An 18,132-nucleotide genomic window follows, 5' to 3' on the forward strand; every position below is an offset into this window, starting at 1 on the left:
AATGAAATTTATACAACAAGCATATAAAGGAGAAAATGAATGGTGGGCTTATTTAGTAACCATATTTATTTTATTTTTTGGGTGGCAATTTTTAGGTGTAATTCCTTTGGTTGGAACTGCATTTTTTTACGCTAAGGATACTAGTGAGTTTATTACATCTGCAAATGATAATTTTACAACTTTAGGAATTGATTCTAATTTATATTTATTATTAGTAATATTCACGTTTTTAGCGGGCTTATTATCGCTTTTTTTTGGAATCAAACAAATTCATAAACGAAAAATTATAACCTTAATTACGAGTAGAGATAGGGTAGATTGGAATCGTGTTTTTTTTGCTTTTTTAATTTGGGCTGTAATTGGTGTTCTTATGATTACTGCGGGATATTTTATGTCTCCTGAAGATTTTATTTGGAATTTTAAGCCTCTACCATTTTTTTTATTAGTTATTATTTCATTTTTGTTTTTACCAATTCAAACGAGTATGGAAGAAATATTGTTTCGAGGTTATTTAATGCAAGGTTTTGGTACTTGGTTTAAAAAAACATTCGTAGCATTACTATTAACATCTGTAATTTTTGGTTTGTTACATGGTTTAAATCCTGAGGTTGAAAAACTAGGCTGGATTACTATGGTATATTATATTGGAACAGGTTTAGTTTTAGGAATTTTCACCTTAATGGATGAAGGAACAGAGTTGGCTTTAGGTTTTCATGCGGCTAATAATATTATTGCTGCGGTTTTAGTTACAGCAAATTGGACCGTTTTTCAAACAGATGCATTACTGATTGACACCTCAGAGCCATCAGTTGGTTGGGAAATGTTTGTGCCTGTATTCATTTTGTATCCGTTAGTTTTATTTATTTTTTCTAAAAAATATGGATGGAGTAATTGGAAAGAGAAGTTATTTGGGCATATTTATAAACCTATTGAGTTAAACGAGGACGAATTTATAGCTAATTAAACGTGACGAGTGAAACTGTATTTCATAAAGCATTTAAATTACAAGGAGAATCATTTAATTCTACCGAAGAAATAATTACATTTTCTAAAAATATATCTTTAGAAGTTTACAACTTTTTTATAGAATGGTTTAATTCATCTTCATTTATAGAAGTGAATACTTCCGGTTCTACAGGTACACCAAAATTAATTCAATTGCAAAAAGCGTATATGGTTAACAGTGCTAAAGCTACTGGTGATTTCTTTGATTTACGTGAAGGAACAAAGGCGCTATTATGTATGTCTGCTAATTATATTGCCGGAAAGATGATGTTGGTAAGAGCCTTAGAATTAGGATGGAACTTAGATATTGTTAATGCAGTTTCAAATCCTTTAGAAGGAATAAATAATATATATGATTTTTGTGCAATGGTTCCGTTGCAATTGCATAATTCATTGACTGAAGTTTACAAGGTGAAACAATTAATTGTTGGAGGTGGAGTGGTTTCAAAAGAGTTACTCAATAAAATTCAAAATATTGATACAGCTGTTTATGCAACTTACGGAATGACTGAAACCGTGACTCATATTGCTATTAAAAAGCTAAATAATAGAGCGCAATCAAAACTTGGTTCAGAAACGTATTACAATACACTTCCAAATATAAAATTAAGCAAAGATTCAAGAGGTTGTTTGGTAATTGATGCTCCAAAAATTTCATCAGAAAGAATTGTGACCAACGATTTAGTTGATTTAATCTCTGAAAATCAATTTAAATGGTTGGGAAGGTTTGATTCAATTATAAATTCAGGAGGTATTAAATTAATTCCAGAACAAATTGAATTGAATATTTCGGAAATACTCTCTAATCGATTTTTTGTCACCGGAATACCAGATGCAGTATTAGGTGAGAAGTTAGTGCTTATAGTTGAAGGTGAAATAAAAAAGGACATACTAAAAGAAATAGCATTTTTAAAAACGCTTTCAAAATTTGAAAACCCTAAAGAAGTTTATTTCCTTCCTAAATTTATTGAAACTGAAACTCAAAAAATTAATAGAAAAGCTACAATTTCTTTGCTCTAATTTAATTTTTTAATTTTTTATTATTTTAAATTGATACTCTTTATCTAAGTGAATTTTCACAAAATAAACTCCTTTTTTTATGTGGCTTAAATCTAGCTGAACTATTGAGTTTTGTACTTTAAAAGTGTTTGATAGTACTAGCTGTGAAGTACTGTTATAGACACTAATTTCTACTTTTTTATTGGTAGTTAAAACCGGTATTGAAAACATTCCTTGAGAAGGATTTGGGTAAATAGAAGCCAGTTCAAAGAATTCAATTTCTTTTGAAAAGATACCTTCACATTCATTTTTAGTTTTTACTTCAATCAAATCTCCTTGATTTACTTCAAAATTAAAATCGTTTTGAAAAGTTTCAAACTTAAAAGAACCATTCACAAAAACCCGATAAGGTAATGTGCCTTCGGAAACTTGAACATACAATTGTTTGTTTTCTATATTCGATTTTCCTGAAATTTCGGTTGCTTCAGCTATTTCAATTACATAGCAATAAGGAGAAGTAACACCAACTACTTCAATACAAATTTCGTATGTTCCAGTAGCAATATTTTCGATAGTTATACCTTCAGTTGAGAAACCATAATTTTCTCCGTTAAAAGTAAGTTGATAATCTCGTGTTTCATTTGGAGAAACTATAAGTTGTCCATTATTTTCTCCAGGACAAGTTTCACCAATAATTTCTATATTGAAGTTGTTAGAGCTCAATAACTCGCAACCAAATGCATCGACAGAAACACCTGATGGAGTATTTGGACAATTATCATTTTGGTCTAAAATTCCATCACCATCACCATCAGTTTCGTCTATATCTCCTTCAACACCGAAAACTCTTAATTCGGATAAACTAATCCAGTCACCTGTATAAGTTTCAGAGCCTGTTACAGTAATTTTTACAAAACGAGCTTCAATTTCAGAGAATAAATTAATATTTGGATTTTGTTCAGTAGTTGGAGACGTATTTTGAGATCTATCAACAATTTGTGTATAGGTATCATTTTCGGTGTTTGAAACAGCAATAGTGTATTGATAGTCTCTTTCTGAATACGTAACTAATTCTGTTCTGTCTATTTTGGAAATACTACCTAAATCTATTGTTGCTGTTTGAGGATACCCTGAAACCGACCATCTTGTAGTTGTTAAACCATCTACAAGGTTGGTTGCTACATTGTCTCCATCCGCTGTTCCAGTTCCTGTTATAGACTTGTTTAAAGCAAGGTTAGGAACAATGGCAAGATCTACCACATTTATTTCAGTTGTATCTGTAAATCCTCCATCATTAGTTGTTACAGTAATTGTTGCACTACCTTCAGAAACGGCTGTAACAAGTCCGTTTGTATCTACAGTTGCCACATTAATATTGCTAGAGCTATAACTTACTCCTACATCAACGGCGTTTGTAGGTTTTACGGAAGTAGATAATTGATATGTGTTGTTTGTTAGAAGGTCTATAGTAGTTGGTGATAATTCTACGCTTGAAACATTATCTTCATCATGTTCCACATAAAAGTCATAGACTAAAACTTCACCATAATTAGTTGGATTGTCGGTATCAGACCCTTCTTCATCAGCATTACTTTGAGTGTAATTACCAACTTTAAAATAGGATTGATCGTAGTTTAAATCCATGACAAAGTCATTACCATCTGCTTTTATCAAATAGGAAGTAGGGTCTCCACTTGTATACGCGTTTAAAAGATTTCCATCTTCTGCATAGTAACAATAATGTTTCCCATCAACTACAAGAAAAATAACCTCATGAATTGTTCCTAGGCTATAGTTTGATTTAATAGTTATTTCATCTCTTAATTGACCACCATTAAATGATAAGAAAAGATGTGAGTTTTCAAGTCTCATTACCATAGCGTCATCAATACCATCATCTTTATTTCCATGTATTTGTGTGGCTACTAAATGTGGTTTATTAATAGGTAAATGTGTAATAGCTTGTTTTACATATACCATATGTGAACCTTCAGTGGTCCAGTAAATATCAACAGTTCCGTCAGCTACTCGTTCTCTTAATTCAGAACGAATATTACTCGAGTTTGGTGTTGTTCCATTATCACTTCTTATTGGGGCACGAAAAACGATAGCATTATTGGTATCATTCACATAAAAAAATTCGTTATTTGGCTCGTCACAAAGTGTTTTATCTTCTTCTCCAGTAGGGTATGTAATTTTCCATTGATTGCAATTCTTCATTAGATCAGATGGAACTACTTGCGCAGTAATAGGAAGTATAAAACTTGTGAGTAGTATGCTTAATAAAAAAAAGTGTATATGATTTTTTAACTGTTTTTTCATTTTTACTTAATTTGGGTAAATGATTTAAATTGGTTAACCAATTATTTGTTTTGCAAGTTAAGTAAATATATGATGAAATCATATAATTTAGATGTGTTGAAAATTAATATAATTGAAAGTAAATAAATGTTAATTTATTAGTTATTAAAAGCGATGTGCTTTATGTTTTTATGAAAACTAAAGTGTTTTTAAGGATGATTATAATAACAAAAACTAAATTGAAATTATTTGTGAGGTAAACTTGAAAGTTTGAATATAATAATTACATATACTTGCTAAAAATTTTAATTAGCACCAAAGTTTTTATAATTATTAATCCACTATAAAACCAAATAGGTGTTTTAACAGTTTCTTTTAATTCAAAATATGCTAATTTAATTGAATCTGGCATTAATTGATGTTCAAAGTGTTGATTACAGTTTAAACATTTGGATATGCCATACTTTCCTCCTGATAAAAAAGGAATTTGAATTAAATGTTTATAAACTCCTATAATAGAAACTTTTGTTGAATTTTTAGCACTACAAGTTGGGCAAATAACTTCCTTAGAAGTTTTACTTTTTAAAACGAATGTTTTTTTGCCAGCTATAAACATAAATTAGAGCTCCATAGAATGGTAAACATTTTGAACATCATCATCTTCCTCTAAACGTTCTAATAATTTTTCAACATCCGCTTGCTGTTCTTCATTTAACTTTACAGTGGTTGTAGGTATACGCTCAAATCCAGAAGAAAGAATTTCTAAATTATTTTCTTCTAAATACTTTTGAATAGCTCCAAATTGTTCAAATGGCGCGTATATTAGAATTCCATCTTCATCTTCAAAAACTTCTTCAACATCAAAGTCAATAAGTTCTAATTCGAATTCTTCTAAATCAATTTTTAAATCTTCAGATTTAATTCTGAAATTACACGTATGATCGAACATAAATACTACAGATCCTGATGTGCCTAAATTTCCATCACATTTATTAAAAGCTGCTCTAACATTAGCAACTGAGCGATTATTATTATCTGTTGCCGTTTCTACAACCACAGCAATTCCATGTGGGGCATAACCCTCAAATAATACTTCTTTATAGTCTGCAGTATCTTTATCACTTGCTTTTTTAATGGCTCTTTCAACATTGTCTTTCGGCATATTTGCTGCCTTGGCATTTTGAATTACAGCTCTTAAGCGTGCATTGGTTTCAGGATTTGCCCCACCTTCCTTCACAGCCATTACAATATCTTTACCAATTCTAGTAAAAGTTTTTGCCATTGCTGACCACCGTTTCATTTTTCTAGCTTTTCTAAATTCAAAGGCTCTTCCCATACGTAAATATTAATTTTTTGTGTTGCAAATGTAATTATTAGTAATTATTTCTACAATTATTTTATACTTGAATAACACCTAAGTTAAATTGCTTTTCAATAGGAGCCTGGTTCGCAGCTTCAATTCCCATACTTATCCATTTTCGAGTATCTAACGGATTAATTACAGCATCAGTCCAAATGCGAGCTGCAGCGTAATAAGGAGATGTTTGCTCATCATAACGTTGTTGAATTGATTCTAAAATTTCTTGCTCTTTTTCTGAAGTAATTTTTTCACCTTTCTTTTTTAATGAAGCTGTTTCAATTTGCAATAATACTTTTGCTGCTTGTTCACCACCCATAACTGCTAGGCGAGCAGATGGCCATGCAACAATTAGTCTTGGATCATAGGCCTTTCCACACATAGCATAATTTCCGGCTCCATATGAATTACCAATTATAATTGTAAATTTTGGTACCACTGAATTACTTACAGCATTGACCATTTTAGCACCGTCTTTTATAATTCCACCGTGCTCACTTTTACTTCCAACCATAAATCCAGTTACATCTTGTAAAAATACCAGCGGAATCTTTTTTTGATTGCAATTAGCTATAAATCGGGTTGCTTTATCTGCAGAATCTGAATAAATCACACCTCCAAATTGCATTTCTTTTTTTGCATTTTTTACAACTTTACGCTGATTAGCAACAATACCAACTGCCCAACCATCTATTCTGGCGTAACCGCAGATAATTGTTTTACCATAATCTTCTTTATATTCTTCAATTTCAGAATTATCTACAATACGTTTTATGATTTCGTGCATATCATATTGCTCACTTCTTGATGATGGTAAAATTCCAAAAATTCCCTCTGGATTTTCTATAGGATTTTTAGCAATCGCTCGGTTAAAACCTGCTTTATCAAAATCACCAATTTTATCAACTATATTTTTTATTTTATTTAAAGCGTCATAATCATCTTTGGCTTTATAATCAGTAACTCCGCTTATTTCGCAATGTGTTGTTGCTCCTCCTAAAGTTTCATTATCGATGCTTTCACCAATGGCAGCTTTTACTAAATAACTTCCAGCTAAAAAAATACTTCCAGTTTTATCTACAATCATTGCCTCATCACTCATAATTGGTAAATAAGCGCCTCCTGCAACACAGCTTCCCATAACGGCAGCAATTTGAGTAATTCCCATACTACTCATAATTGCATTATTTCTAAATATACGTCCAAAATGCTCTTTGTCAGGAAAAATTTCATCTTGCATTGGTAAATACACACCAGCACTATCTACCAAATAAATAATAGGTAATTTGTTTTCTATTGCAATTTCCTGGGCACGTAAATTCTTCTTTCCTGTAATTGGAAACCAAGCACCCGCTTTTACAGTTGCATCATTGGCTACAACAATGCATTGCTTTCCTTTAATATATCCAATTTTCACCACAACTCCTCCAGAAGGACAACCTCCGTGCTCTTTATACATATCTTCACCGGCGAATGCTCCAATTTCTAAAGTATCACTGTTTTTGTCTAACAGATTTTCGATTCGTTCACGAGCTGTAAGTTTGCCTTTTAATTTATGTTTCTCAATCGCTTTATCACCCCCACCTTTATAAACTTTTAATAGCTTTTTTTTAAGTTCTGATAATTGAAGTTTATTAAAATCTTCATTTTTATTGAAGTTGATATCCATTGGTTTCTATAATTTTAATAGCTGCTAAAGTACAAAATGAATGTTAATTTTCATCTTATATTTACCTAGAAAATAAATACCCGGGTAAATATAAAATATTTTTATTATATTTGCAATCTAAAAATAAACAGAATGGACAAAAAAATTATTACAATTGGAGCAAGTACAAGTAAAAATTCAATAAACAAAGTATTGGCAGAATATACCGGCGGACTAATAAACGGTGCAGAAATTATAAATGTAGATTTAAATAATTATGAAATGCCTTTATTTTCTTTAGATGTTGAAGCTGAAAATGGTTTTCCAAAGGGGGCAATTCAATTGAATGAGCTGTTAGATGAAGCAAATGGTTTTATAATTTCTTTTGCAGAGCATAATGGAGCATATTCAGCAGCTTTTAAGAATGCGTTTGATTGGTTATCTAGAATTGATGGTAAAGTTTGGAGAGATAAACCAATGTTATTATTAGCGACATCTCCAGGTGAACGCGGTGGACAAACAGTTTTAGATATTGCTTTAGGAAGATTTCCATTTAATGGTGGAAAAATTGTAGGGAGTATGTCATTTCCTTCGTTCTTTGAAAATTTCAAGAATGGAGAAATAGTTAATGAACCTCTAAAATCTGATTTGTTAGAGCGAGTAAAAGATTTTCAACAAGCAATCTAAGGATGGCTGAGTTTTCACAAGAAATTAATTCTACGTTTCCCAATGAGCGTGTAAAAGCTTTATTGAATGTAAAGTTTACAGCCAATTATTTAGATACTGTTGGTTCAAAAATTTTGAAACCGTTTAACATTTCAGAACAGCAATATAACATACTTAGAATTTTACGAGGAGCAAAAGGTTCAATTTCAGTAACTACCGTTAAAGAAAGAATGGTTCAAAAATCACCTAATTCTACACGATTAATGGATAAATTATGTGATAAGGGTCTAATTGGGCGTGTAAGATGTGAAAATGATAGGCGTGTTGTTTATATAGAAATTACTAAAAAAGGATTGACTCTATTGGATGAAATAAAAATAGATGATTTCTATGATTATTCGCATTCTCTATCTGAAAGTGAAGCTAAGCTGTTAAACGAATTACTTGATAAAATAAGAGAAAAATGAAACATAAAATATATAAAGCAAATGAAAGAGGAACAGCTGACCACGGTTGGTTAAAAGCAAATTTTTCGTTTAGTTTTGCGCATTATTATAATCCGGAAAATATAAATTTTGGAGCCCTGAGGGTTTTAAATGATGATATCATTACTGGAGGTATGGGTTTTGGAACTCATCCTCATGATAATATGGAAATAATTTCAATTCCGTTAAAAGGTGCTTTAAAACATAGGGATTCTATGAGTAATACTTGGATTCCTTTGCATACTGGAGAGGTTCAAGTAATGTCTGCAGGAACAGGGATACAACATTCTGAAATGAATAATCATCCGGCAGAAGAGGTGAATTTATTTCAAATTTGGATAATGCCAAAAGAGTATAATATAGCCCCTAGATATGACCAAAAAACTTTTGAAGTTAGTCAGCGATTAAACAAGTTACAAACTTTAGTTTCTTCAATTGAAAATCCTGTAGAAGGTTCTTTAACAATTAATCAGAACGCAAAAATATCACGGATAGATTTAGATGAAAATACAACTTTTAATTACCAATTAATGACTGAAACTAATGGTGTTTATGTAATGGTTATAAATGGTGAACTTTCAATTAATAATATACAATTAGAGAAAAGAGATGCAATTGGAATCGAGCAAACAAATCTTTTTCAAATTAGCAGTACTAAAAAATCAGAGGTGCTTTTTATAGAAGTTCCAATGAAATTTTAAGCACTATTTATTCAAAATTTTCATCATTTCTATTGCAGCCACGCGCGCCTTTTCCTTAACAAAGTCTCGTGGCGTTTCATCACCAATTTCATACGTAATTGCAGTAGCTTTAAAATAGCTTAAAAACCATCCTTTAGAAACGGGCTGTGTGCTATCATCTCTTATTTCATTTGGTGTGTAATTTGGAAAAGTAGCGTCAATTTTGCTAAACCAGTCATCATAAAAATTTGGGATCGTAGTTCCTTCAAGTGTATGACTAGTATAATATAAATCTTCTTGTGTTGAGTGAAAATCGATACCTAAAACAACTTTTCCTTTAGATTTTTTTGACGCTTTTACTATAGTCTTTGTAACTGCTTTAACCTCGGGTTGTCTATAATTACCCCAATCTCTGTTTAAATCAATTCCATTAGCATTGTGCCTCCAATGCCCAAGATCAACACCATCTGGATTTACAATTGGAAATACTAAAAGTCTATATTTTGAGAAAAATGATTTAGAAAGTTCACTGTCTTGAAGTAACGTCTCTAAAAAACTTTGAAATGCCATAAAGCCTGTAACTTCTGGAGGATGTTGTCTAGAAAGTAATACAACGATATCTTTACTTTCAGCATCTCCAATATAAATGTCTAACATTGGCAAATCTCTTCCTTGAACCGATTTACCAATAGCCTTATAATGAATAAAATTTGTATTTGCTTCAATTATTTTTGAATACCAATTTTTAGTGTCTGTTGAGGTAATAATTTCTTGAGCAGCAACAGTTAGAGGTTCTTTTGAAAGTTGTAGCTTAATGGTATAAACAGAATCAATCAGAATTATATTTTCAGCACTTAATGGAGCCCAATCAGAATTAGTGGTTTTAATTTTCGGAATATATCTATGCTCATAATCTTTTGGATATTTAAACTGAACATAGGTTGTTTTAGGATTTTTTGACCAAATTTTAAAGGCATAATGAGCGCTATTATTAATTGGAGCATTTTCAGGATAGATGGAAACTGAGATTATAGTATCATTTATTTCTTCAGCATTATTTAATCTCGCAGCATCAAAATTGTTCGATAACTGAACTCCGATATTTTCAAGATTGAATATTTTTTTTTCTTGAAGAAATATCTTTTTATTTGAAGTATCAAAAGGTTTTTCAGCAATAACCGGTTTTACAATGCTGCAACTCGATATTAGAATAGTAAAAAATAGAAAAGAAAATATTTTTAAATGTAAGTTCGAAATGTTCATTTTTTAATGATATATAAAATTGAAAGTTATGCAATATTATTAAATTTAATTTTAAAATATGTGATAATCTTACGTTAAGTATTCGTATTTAAAATTACTCGTAACAAACAGGTTTGGCGAACTCAATAATAGTTCTGATAGTTTTTTAAGATAGATGTATATATACTATTTCGCATAAATTTACGATATTTGCCTACTACTTAATTTTTAAAAGTAAAACATTAAAACACACATAAAATGAATAAAAATACTGTATTGGCTTGGGCAACAGCAATTATGATAATAGTTGGATTAGCATTGATAGCTCTTGGAGCATTTAGATATGATGATGTTGCAGGATGGGGTTTTGCATCAGTTGGGATTGGTTTTTTTGCTATCGCTTGGGTATTTAATGCTTTGAAAGGTAGAGTATAATTCTATAATTGAACAATATTAATAATTTATATAGTAGACTATGGCTGAAGATAAGAAAGTTATTTTTTCTATGTCTGGTGTAAGTAAAACTTACCAAGGGGCAAATAAACAAGTTTTAAAAAATATTTATTTAAGCTTTTTTTATGGAGCTAAAATTGGGATTTTAGGTTTAAATGGTTCAGGGAAATCAACTTTGTTGAAAATTATTTCTGGACTCGAAAAAAGTTATCAAGGTGATGTTGTATTCTCTCCAGGTTATTCAGTAGGTTATTTATCTCAAGAACCTCAATTAGATGATTCAAAAACCGTTTTGGATATTGTAAAGGAAGGTGTTGCTGAAACAGTTGCAATTTTAGATGAGTACAATAAGATAAATGATATGTTCGGCTTGGAAGAAGTATATTCTGATGCTGATAAAATGGATAAGTTAATGGCACAACAAGCTGTGCTTCAAGATAAAATTGATGCAGCTAATGCTTGGGAATTAGATACTAAATTGGAGATAGCTATGGATGCTTTGCGAACTCCTGAAGGAGATACTCCAATTAAAAACTTGTCGGGAGGTGAGAGAAGGAGAGTTGCACTATGCAGATTATTATTGCAAGAACCAGATGTACTATTGCTAGATGAGCCAACAAACCATTTAGATGCGGAGTCCGTACATTGGTTAGAGCATCATTTACAGCAATATAAGGGAACTGTTATTGCAGTTACGCATGATAGATACTTTTTAGATAATGTTGCTGGATGGATTCTTGAACTGGATCGAGGAGAAGGCATTCCTTGGAAGGGGAATTATTCTTCTTGGTTAGATCAAAAATCGAAGCGATTAGCATTAGAATCAAAAACAGCTTCTAAACGTCAAAAGACATTAGAGCGTGAGCTAGAATAGGTGAGAATGGCACCAAAAGGACGTCATGCAAAATCTAAAGCTCGTTTGGCTAACTATGATAAATTAATGAATCAAGATCAGAATAAGTTAGATGAAAAATTAGAAATCTATATTCCAAACGGTCCACGTTTAGGAACAAATGTCATTGAATCAGTTGGTGTATCAAAAGCTTATGGAGATAAATTGCTGTATGAAAATTTAAATTTTAATTTACCACAAGCAGGAATTGTTGGTATTATTGGTCCAAACGGAGCCGGTAAAACTACAATTTTTAGAATGATAATGGGTGAAGAAACTCCAGATAAGGGAGAATTTAAGGTTGGAGATACTGCTAAAATTGCCTATGTAGATCAAAGCCATTCAAATATTGATCCAGAAAAAACGATTTGGCAAAATTTTGCTGATGAACAAGAATTAATTTTAATGGGAGGCAAACAAGTAAACTCAAGAGCTTATTTAAGTCGTTTTAATTTTTCAGGTAGCGAACAAAATAAAAAAGTAAGTGCACTTTCTGGGGGAGAACGAAATAGATTACATTTAGCCATGACGTTAAGAGAGGAAGGAAATGTATTGTTGTTAGATGAGCCAACAAACGATTTGGATGTTAATACGCTAAGGGCTTTAGAGGAAGGTTTAGAAAATTTTGCAGGTTGTGCTGTTGTAATTAGTCATGACCGTTGGTTTTTAGATAGAATTTGTACGCATATTTTAGCTTTTGAAGGAGATTCTCAAGTTTATTTCTTTGAAGGTTCATTCTCAGATTACGAAGAAAATAAAAAAGCTAGGCTTGGTGGAGATTTAATGCCAAAACGGATTAAGTATAAAAAGTTAGTTAGATAATTAATAAAAGCTTAGATATTTTTCTAAGCTTTTTTTATATCCATAAACAGTCAATTGCATCTGTGAGCATATGAAATAATAGTCCAATAGCTATTATTCTTGTTTTGAATGGAACAAGTAATATTAAATAAACCCCAATAGCGTAATAACTGTGAAGAGGATGATAATTTATACTACATCTTGTAGCATCAAAAATAGGATTTGCAATTAAATGATCTACATCAACAAGCATTGTTAGTATAAAAATAAACCAAACTTTTATCCATTGCTCGTTGAAAAACAAATAAGCAAGGACGCCCGGAGCTAAAAAATGCATTCCATAGTGTGATATAAACCTTAGAATTTCCACAATTAATAATTAATAGTTTGATTTTCTAAATAGTTCAAGGCATTTGGCCCTTCCATAAATAGTAAGTCTAAAATACTCAAGTTACTAAGAAATCCTTTGTTTTGTTGAAAACCTTGTATGTACCTTTCTAATATAAATTGATCTTTAATTTTTGCAGTTGCGAGTATTCTTGCATCCAACATTTTGGGTTCTTTTTGATATTCTGAAGTAATTCTAAATGGAGTTTGGAGTTGTAAAGCATCCATAATTAATTCATGGCACTTTAAATTTAAGTCTAATAAAAATGTAAATCTTTTTTCAAAAACTAGCTTCAATTCATCTATATAAAATTCAAAAAAGGGAGAAGAATTATATGCTGTTTGTAGTGTTTTAAGATGTAGTTTATTCCAATCGTATTTATAGTCAATTTTTACATCTTTTGTTTTTTCTTTGATTCCTTTAGCGTGCTGAATGGGAACATTTAGTAAATGTTTACCATCGGCCGTGTAAATATAACAACGATTTCTATAGGTTTGCTTTTGAAAATTATCTTCTACTTCAAAAATAATTTCCTTTGCATTAGCTATTTCAACATATTGACAAATTGGAGGAAAATATGTTGGTTGAAGTAATACCATAATTAAAAGCCCAATGTATAATTATTAGGCATTTTTACGTTTTCTATATGAACTATATCCAAACCAAAGCGCAAGAGCAGCAAGGAAATAATATAAATAAGAAACGGGTTCTCCATCACCATGAACAGTTGTAAAAACGCGTTCCCATCTAATTTTATTTCCAATTCCTTGTTCATTACTATCCCAGCTAAACCAAATAAATACAGGTTTACCTACAATATGGTCAAAGGGTACATATCCCCAAAAACGCGCATCTTCAGAGTTATGCCTATTATCACCCATCATCCAGTAATAATTTTGTTTAAAAGTATAGGTAGTTGCTAATTTTCCATTGATAAAAATTTCATCACCATTTACAGTTAAATTATTTTTTTCATAAACTTCAATAATTCTTTTGTAAAATGGTAAAGATTGTGAGTTTAATTCAACTGTTTTCCCTTCTTCAGGAATGTAAATTGGTCCATAATTATCAGCAGACCAAGCAAATTGTTCACTATGTGGAAAAAAGCTAGAAGTATAATTACCTTTAGGTTCAATTTGTTTAGTTACACTTTTTACTAACGGGTTATTTTTAAGCTTAGCTGCATTTTTATCTGTTAAATTGAGCATATAAAATTCTCCATAAAAACTGCCTTCGGTTACGTTGTATCGTTTTAAAGCAGTAGCACTTAATTGTTGTCCATCGGTTACAACTTTATGCATATATTGAGGTTTAGCTCTATCAGGTAATTGTGTTTTTTCACCATTAATATAAATATAACCATCCCTTATTTCTAATGAATCTCCTGGTACACCAACACAACGTTTTACATAGTTTGATTTTTTATCAATTGGTTTATCTATATGAATATTAGATTGATCTCTAAAAAACCGAACGGTGTCTACAGGCCAGTTAAATACTACAATTTCATTTCTTTTTATATCTTGAAAACCTGGAATTCTAAAATATGGTAGTTGAGGTTTATTCAAGTATGATTTTGTTTTTATAAACGGAATTGAATCATGCACCATGGGTGCGGCAACTGTTGTCATAGGCGTTCTTGCACCAAAATGAAATTTACTTACAAATAGAAAATCACCAACTAACAACGATTTTTCTAATGACGAAGTTGGGATTGTATATGGTTGCATAACGTAGGTATGGACTAATGTGGCGGCTACAATTGCAAAAACAATAGAACTTACCCATTCGCCTAGTTCTGTTCTAGACTTTAGGCTTCTATTTTCAACATAACGTACATCTTCCAGGTAATTTACGTAGTAGGTATAAAAACCTAATGTAAGAACAGCTAAAAATGAATCAACTGTTGAATTTTTTCCAAAACTTCTAATAGTTTCAATCCAAATAACAGGAAACATTAATAAATTTATAATTGGGATAAACAATAAAATAACCCACCAAGCAGGTCTATTTATTATTTTCATTAAAACAATTGCATTGTATATAGGAACTAATGCTTCCCAAGATTTTCTACCTGCTTTTACATATAGTTTCCAAGTACCAATAAAGTGTATTACTTGAATTACTAAGAAAAATATAAACCATTCGGTCATTGTCATAATCGTAAGTTTTTAAATTATTGTAAGCCTAAAACGTCTTTCATTGTAAAAATACCTTTTTTATCAACTAACCATTCAGCAGCAATTAAAGCTCCTAAAGCAAAACCATCTCTATTATGAGCTGTATGTTTAATTTCGATAGTATCTACTTCAGAAGTATAAGCAACTGAATGCGTTCCAGGTATATTAGGAATACGTTTTGCTATAATAGGTATTTCTGATTCGTTATTTGTTACATTAAGTGCCCAATTATTTTTGTCTGTATTTTTTATAATTACTTGAGCTAAAGTAATAGCAGTTCCGCTTGGCTCATCTAATTTTTTAGTATGATGAATTTCTTCCATCGAAATTTGATACTGATTTAAATTAGCCATCATTTTCGCTAAGAATTCATTTAATTCAAAGAAGATATTTACACCTAAACTAAAGTTAGAAGCATAAATAAAACCTCCATTATTTTGATTGCATAATTCTTTTGCTTCGTCAAATTTATCCAACCATCCGGTTGTTCCACTAACCACTGGTACATTGTTATTTAAGCAATTTGCAATATTCTCGAATGCTACAGAAGGAATACTAAAATCTATGGCTATATTCGCTAATGTAATATCATAATTCTTTGTACTTTCATCAACTTTTAGTACAATTTCATGGCCTTTTTTAATAGCAATTTGTTCAATTGTTTTACCCATTCTACCATAACCTAACAGTGCTATTTTCATATTAAAAAGTAAAATTAATTTGTGCGCCAACAATGGTTTTGTTATTCGCTGGATCTCTAATTAATTTTGGATTTAATGTTAAACTATTATCAACATTGTGTTGCAATAAGTGCGCATTTGTACTGGCTTCAATTATTTGTAACATATATAATCCTGCAGTAACTAATAATGATAAATCCCGATCTTTTTTGTACCCTTTTTGTGCGGATACTAAAGCATCTTCTGATAAAAACGGGTTACCGTTTAATCCGTCAAACTCATCAGGCTTTTCATTAATTCTTAATTTATATGCAGTTCTTGCTCTATTATAGTTACTATTATTATTACTATAAAAATAAACTCCAGTTCCAAGAGCTGCATAAACAAAAGGAATTTTCCAATACTTTTTATTGTAGGCTTGACCTAAACCAGGTAAAATTGCAGAATAAAATGCCGCTTTTGAGGGTGCAAGTGGATTAAATGTTATGGATGTAATAGATATTGTGTCTTTACTTTCTATACTTAAATTTTCTTGACAATAGGAGCTAAATATTGTCAAAGATGTTAGAATAAAAAATATATATACATGTTTTTTTAACACTATTCAAGTAATTTTTTTATTCTATTAAAATCTTCTTCAGAGTGAAAAGGAATAATAATTTTACCTTTATCTTTTCCAGCTAACTTAATATCAATTTTGTGACCAAAATATTCGCTAATTGTTTTTAACCCTTTTGAAACAAATTTCGGTGTTTCAGTAGCATTTGTATTTTTTTTTATAGTAGGAGAACTCTCATTTTTTAATTCCTTAACTAATTGTTCCGTTTGGCGAACAGATAATTTTTGTTGAATTATTTTTTCATAGATATTAAGTTGTTCACCAGAGTTTTCAACGTTAATTAAAGCTCTACCGTGCCCCATAGATAAAAAACCATCTCGCATACCTGTTTGAATAATTGGATCAAGTTTTAGCAATCGTAAATAGTTACTTATAGTTGATCGTTTTTTACCAACACGTTGACTCATTTCTTCTTGAGTTAAATCAATTTCATCAATTAATCGTTGATAGGAAAGAGCAACTTCTATAGGGTCTAAATCTTTTCGTTGAATGTTTTCAACTAATGCCATTTCTAGCATTTCTTGATCGTTTGCAATTCTTATATAAGCCGGAATCGTGGAGCTTCCAATTAATTTTGAAGCTCTAAATCTTCTTTCTCCAGAAACTAACTGAAATTTATTTCCCTCTAATTTACGCACCGTAATAGGTTGTATAACACCTAATTCTTTTATAGAACTAGCTAATTCACGCAGTGCTTCTTCGTTAAAATAACTTCTTGGTTGGTAGGGGTTTACATCAATTAGGTTTAAATCAATCTCAATAATGGTTCCAACAATCTTCTCTGCATTTTTATCATTTGCTGAGTTAATATCTGAACTTGAATCGTTTAATAAGGCAGATAATCCTCTTCCCAGTGCTTGTTTTCTAACTGCTTTTGCCATCCTTACTATGTTGTTTTAAAATTTCATTCGCCAAATTAATATAATTAACAGCACCTTTGCTTGTTGCATCATACGCAATAATGCTTTCGCCAAAACTAGGAGCTTCACTTAGTCTAACATTTCGCTGAATAATGGTTTTAAAAACCATATTTTGAAAATGTTTTTTTACTTCTTCTACAACCTGGTTTGAAAGGCGTAATCGTGAGTCGTACATGGTAAGAAGCAAACCCTCAATATCTAAATCAGGATTGTGTATGTTTTGAACGCTTTTTATGGTATTTAATAATTTTCCTAAACCTTCCAACGCAAAATATTCGCATTGTATTGGTATAATTACAGAATCCGCAGCTACAAGTGCATTTAATGTTATTAATCCAAGTGATGGAGCACAGTCAATTAGAATATAATCGTACTCATCTTTTATATCAGCAAGCGCTTCTTTTAGTTTAAATTCGCGTTGATCTTTATCAACTAATTCAATTTCTATTGCAACCAAATCAATATGAGCAGGAATGATATCTACATTTGGAGAGGTAGTTGCTACAATTGCTTGTTTTGCTGAAACGGTATGTTCTAAAAGTTGATAACTTCCATTTTCAACTTCTTCTACAATAATTCCAAGTCCAGACGAAGCATTAGCTTGTGGATCAGCATCAATAAGAAGCACTTTTTTTTCTAGTACACCTAGAGCTGCTGCTAAATTTACGGTTGTTGTAGTTTTACCTACTCCACCTTTTTGATTTGCAATTGCAATAATTTTCCCCATTTAAGAATAAAATGTTTTATAAAGTTGTAAAAATACAATTATTTATGGTTTTTAAAAGAGAATATTGTTAACAAAGAGATAAAAAAATA

18 protein-coding genes and 1 pseudogene are annotated in these 18,132 nt (G+C 30.9%); 7 read left to right on the forward strand and 12 right to left on the reverse strand.

Going from position 1 to position 18,132, the window contains the following annotated elements:
* Position 1 precedes the first annotated feature (1 nt).
* Both HKP59_RS01645 and HKP59_RS01650 read left to right on the forward strand, forming a co-directional pair.
* Complete coding sequence (locus HKP59_RS01645) at positions 2-964, forward strand: CPBP family intramembrane glutamic endopeptidase (protein WP_291802903.1); 963 nt, start codon at positions 2-4, stop codon at positions 962-964.
* Between the two features lie 2 nt (positions 965-966).
* Positions 967-2,025: an AMP-binding protein gene (locus HKP59_RS01650; protein ID WP_291802905.1), complete on the forward strand. Its 1,059-nt coding sequence runs from the start codon at positions 967-969 to the stop codon at positions 2,023-2,025.
* A 9-nt stretch (positions 2,026-2,034) separates the two neighbouring features.
* On the opposite strand, the gene HKP59_RS01655 is transcribed toward HKP59_RS01650, so the two are convergent.
* The 4 genes from HKP59_RS01655 to HKP59_RS01670 all read right to left on the reverse strand — a co-directional run bounded on the left by HKP59_RS01655 (position 2,035) and on the right by HKP59_RS01670 (position 7,331).
* Positions 2,035-4,326: a polysaccharide lyase family 7 protein gene (locus HKP59_RS01655; RefSeq protein ID WP_291802906.1), complete on the reverse strand. Its 2,292-nt coding sequence runs from the start codon at positions 4,324-4,326 to the stop codon at positions 2,035-2,037.
* A 262-nt stretch (positions 4,327-4,588) separates the two neighbouring features.
* The gene (locus HKP59_RS01660) at positions 4,589-4,921 is read right to left on the reverse strand and encodes a hypothetical protein (RefSeq protein ID WP_291802907.1); all 333 of its coding nucleotides are present in this window, start codon (positions 4,919-4,921) and stop codon (positions 4,589-4,591) included.
* 3 nt (positions 4,922-4,924) lie between these two features.
* Entirely contained in the window at positions 4,925-5,641 is a 717-nt protein-coding gene (locus HKP59_RS01665) for a YebC/PmpR family DNA-binding transcriptional regulator (protein WP_291802908.1), read from the reverse strand.
* A gap of 61 nt (positions 5,642-5,702) precedes the next feature.
* Entirely contained in the window at positions 5,703-7,331 is a 1,629-nt protein-coding gene (locus HKP59_RS01670) for a carboxyl transferase domain-containing protein (protein ID WP_291802910.1), read from the reverse strand.
* Positions 7,332-7,463: 132 nt separating this feature from the next.
* Here HKP59_RS01670 and HKP59_RS01675 point away from each other — a divergent pair, with 132 nt between their 5' ends.
* Genes HKP59_RS01675 through HKP59_RS01685 form a run of 3 tightly spaced genes read left to right on the forward strand, consistent with a single transcriptional unit; the run spans position 7,464 to position 9,162 of the window.
* A complete protein-coding gene (locus HKP59_RS01675; protein WP_291802912.1) occupies positions 7,464-7,997 on the forward strand; it encodes an NADPH-dependent FMN reductase in 534 nt (177 codons plus the stop codon).
* A 2-nt stretch (positions 7,998-7,999) separates the two neighbouring features.
* On the forward strand, positions 8,000-8,443 hold the full coding sequence (locus HKP59_RS01680) for a MarR family transcriptional regulator (protein WP_291802914.1): 444 nt from the start codon (positions 8,000-8,002) through the stop codon (positions 8,441-8,443).
* Positions 8,440-9,162, forward strand: coding sequence for a pirin family protein (locus HKP59_RS01685; RefSeq protein ID WP_291802916.1), 723 nt, complete (start codon positions 8,440-8,442; stop codon positions 9,160-9,162). Before HKP59_RS01680 ends, HKP59_RS01685 begins: the two co-directional genes overlap by 4 nt.
* Positions 9,163-9,165: 3 nt before the next feature.
* On the opposite strand, the gene HKP59_RS01690 is transcribed toward HKP59_RS01685, so the two are convergent.
* Positions 9,166-10,404 (reverse strand): M14 family metallopeptidase, encoded by a 1,239-nt coding sequence (locus HKP59_RS01690; protein ID WP_291802917.1) that lies wholly within the window; start codon positions 10,402-10,404, stop codon positions 9,166-9,168.
* A gap of 237 nt (positions 10,405-10,641) precedes the next feature.
* Between HKP59_RS01690 and HKP59_RS01695 the strand changes: the two genes are divergently transcribed.
* Both HKP59_RS01695 and ettA read left to right on the forward strand, forming a co-directional pair.
* Positions 10,642-10,818, forward strand: coding sequence for a CAL67264 family membrane protein (locus tag HKP59_RS01695; RefSeq protein WP_090123957.1), 177 nt, complete (start codon positions 10,642-10,644; stop codon positions 10,816-10,818).
* A 40-nt stretch (positions 10,819-10,858) separates the two neighbouring features.
* Positions 10,859-12,550, forward strand: a pseudogene (ettA, locus tag HKP59_RS01700) (energy-dependent translational throttle protein EttA).
* A 34-nt stretch (positions 12,551-12,584) separates the two neighbouring features.
* Here the strand turns inward: ettA and HKP59_RS01705 are convergent.
* Genes HKP59_RS01705 through HKP59_RS01735 form a run of 7 tightly spaced genes read right to left on the reverse strand, consistent with a single transcriptional unit; the run spans position 12,585 to position 18,043 of the window.
* Entirely contained in the window at positions 12,585-12,899 is a 315-nt protein-coding gene (locus tag HKP59_RS01705; protein ID WP_363288632.1) for a DUF6122 family protein, read from the reverse strand.
* Between the two features lie 2 nt (positions 12,900-12,901).
* Positions 12,902-13,516: a WbqC family protein gene (locus HKP59_RS01710; RefSeq protein WP_291802918.1), complete on the reverse strand. Its 615-nt coding sequence runs from the start codon at positions 13,514-13,516 to the stop codon at positions 12,902-12,904.
* Positions 13,517-13,540: 24 nt separating this feature from the next.
* Complete coding sequence (gene lepB / locus HKP59_RS01715; protein WP_291802919.1) at positions 13,541-15,076, reverse strand: signal peptidase I; 1,536 nt, start codon at positions 15,074-15,076, stop codon at positions 13,541-13,543.
* Positions 15,077-15,093: 17 nt separating this feature from the next.
* Positions 15,094-15,798, reverse strand: a complete 705-nt coding sequence (gene dapB, locus HKP59_RS01720) for a 4-hydroxy-tetrahydrodipicolinate reductase (protein ID WP_291802920.1) — start codon at positions 15,796-15,798, stop codon at positions 15,094-15,096.
* A 1-nt stretch (position 15,799) separates the two neighbouring features.
* Positions 15,800-16,336, reverse strand: coding sequence for a DUF5683 domain-containing protein (locus HKP59_RS01725; RefSeq protein WP_291802921.1), 537 nt, complete (start codon positions 16,334-16,336; stop codon positions 15,800-15,802).
* Positions 16,337-16,377: 41 nt separating this feature from the next.
* On the reverse strand, positions 16,378-17,277 hold the full coding sequence (locus HKP59_RS01730) for a ParB/RepB/Spo0J family partition protein (protein WP_291802922.1): 900 nt from the start codon (positions 17,275-17,277) through the stop codon (positions 16,378-16,380).
* Complete coding sequence (locus HKP59_RS01735; protein WP_291802923.1) at positions 17,261-18,043, reverse strand: AAA family ATPase; 783 nt, start codon at positions 18,041-18,043, stop codon at positions 17,261-17,263. The genes HKP59_RS01730 and HKP59_RS01735 overlap by 17 nt, the downstream gene beginning before the upstream one ends.
* Between the last annotated feature and the right edge of the window lie 89 nt (positions 18,044-18,132).

Origin of the sequence: Lutibacter sp. (assembly GCF_013041805.1) — a bacterium.
In the GTDB taxonomy this organism is placed as follows: Bacteria; Bacteroidota; Bacteroidia; order Flavobacteriales; family Flavobacteriaceae; genus Lutibacter.

Excerpts from the sequence above, each read along its gene's own strand:
- HKP59_RS01670 (WP_291802910.1), bottom strand. The coding sequence starts at position 7,331 with ATGGATATCAACTTCAATAAAAATGAAGATTTTAATAAACTTCAATTA.
- HKP59_RS01735 (WP_291802923.1), bottom strand. The coding sequence starts at position 18,043 with ATGGGGAAAATTATTGCAATTGCAAATCAAAAAGGTGGAGTAGGTAAA.
- HKP59_RS01680 (WP_291802914.1), top strand. The coding sequence starts at position 8,000 with ATGGCTGAGTTTTCACAAGAAATTAATTCTACGTTTCCCAATGAGCGT.
- HKP59_RS01685 (WP_291802916.1), top strand. The coding sequence starts at position 8,440 with ATGAAACATAAAATATATAAAGCAAATGAAAGAGGAACAGCTGACCAC.
- HKP59_RS01710 (WP_291802918.1), bottom strand. The coding sequence starts at position 13,516 with ATGGTATTACTTCAACCAACATATTTTCCTCCAATTTGTCAATATGTT.
- lepB (WP_291802919.1), bottom strand. The coding sequence starts at position 15,076 with ATGACAATGACCGAATGGTTTATATTTTTCTTAGTAATTCAAGTAATA.
- HKP59_RS01695 (WP_090123957.1), top strand. The coding sequence starts at position 10,642 with ATGAATAAAAATACTGTATTGGCTTGGGCAACAGCAATTATGATAATA.
- HKP59_RS01675 (WP_291802912.1), top strand. The coding sequence starts at position 7,464 with ATGGACAAAAAAATTATTACAATTGGAGCAAGTACAAGTAAAAATTCA.
- HKP59_RS01690 (WP_291802917.1), bottom strand. The coding sequence starts at position 10,404 with ATGAACATTTCGAACTTACATTTAAAAATATTTTCTTTTCTATTTTTT.
- HKP59_RS01665 (WP_291802908.1), bottom strand. The coding sequence starts at position 5,641 with ATGGGAAGAGCCTTTGAATTTAGAAAAGCTAGAAAAATGAAACGGTGG.
- dapB (WP_291802920.1), bottom strand. The coding sequence starts at position 15,798 with ATGAAAATAGCACTGTTAGGTTATGGTAGAATGGGTAAAACAATTGAA.
- HKP59_RS01730 (WP_291802922.1), bottom strand. The coding sequence starts at position 17,277 with ATGGCAAAAGCAGTTAGAAAACAAGCACTGGGAAGAGGATTATCTGCC.
- HKP59_RS01655 (WP_291802906.1), bottom strand. The coding sequence starts at position 4,326 with ATGAAAAAACAGTTAAAAAATCATATACACTTTTTTTTATTAAGCATA.
- HKP59_RS01645 (WP_291802903.1), top strand. The coding sequence starts at position 2 with ATGAAATTTATACAACAAGCATATAAAGGAGAAAATGAATGGTGGGCT.
- HKP59_RS01660 (WP_291802907.1), bottom strand. The coding sequence starts at position 4,921 with ATGTTTATAGCTGGCAAAAAAACATTCGTTTTAAAAAGTAAAACTTCT.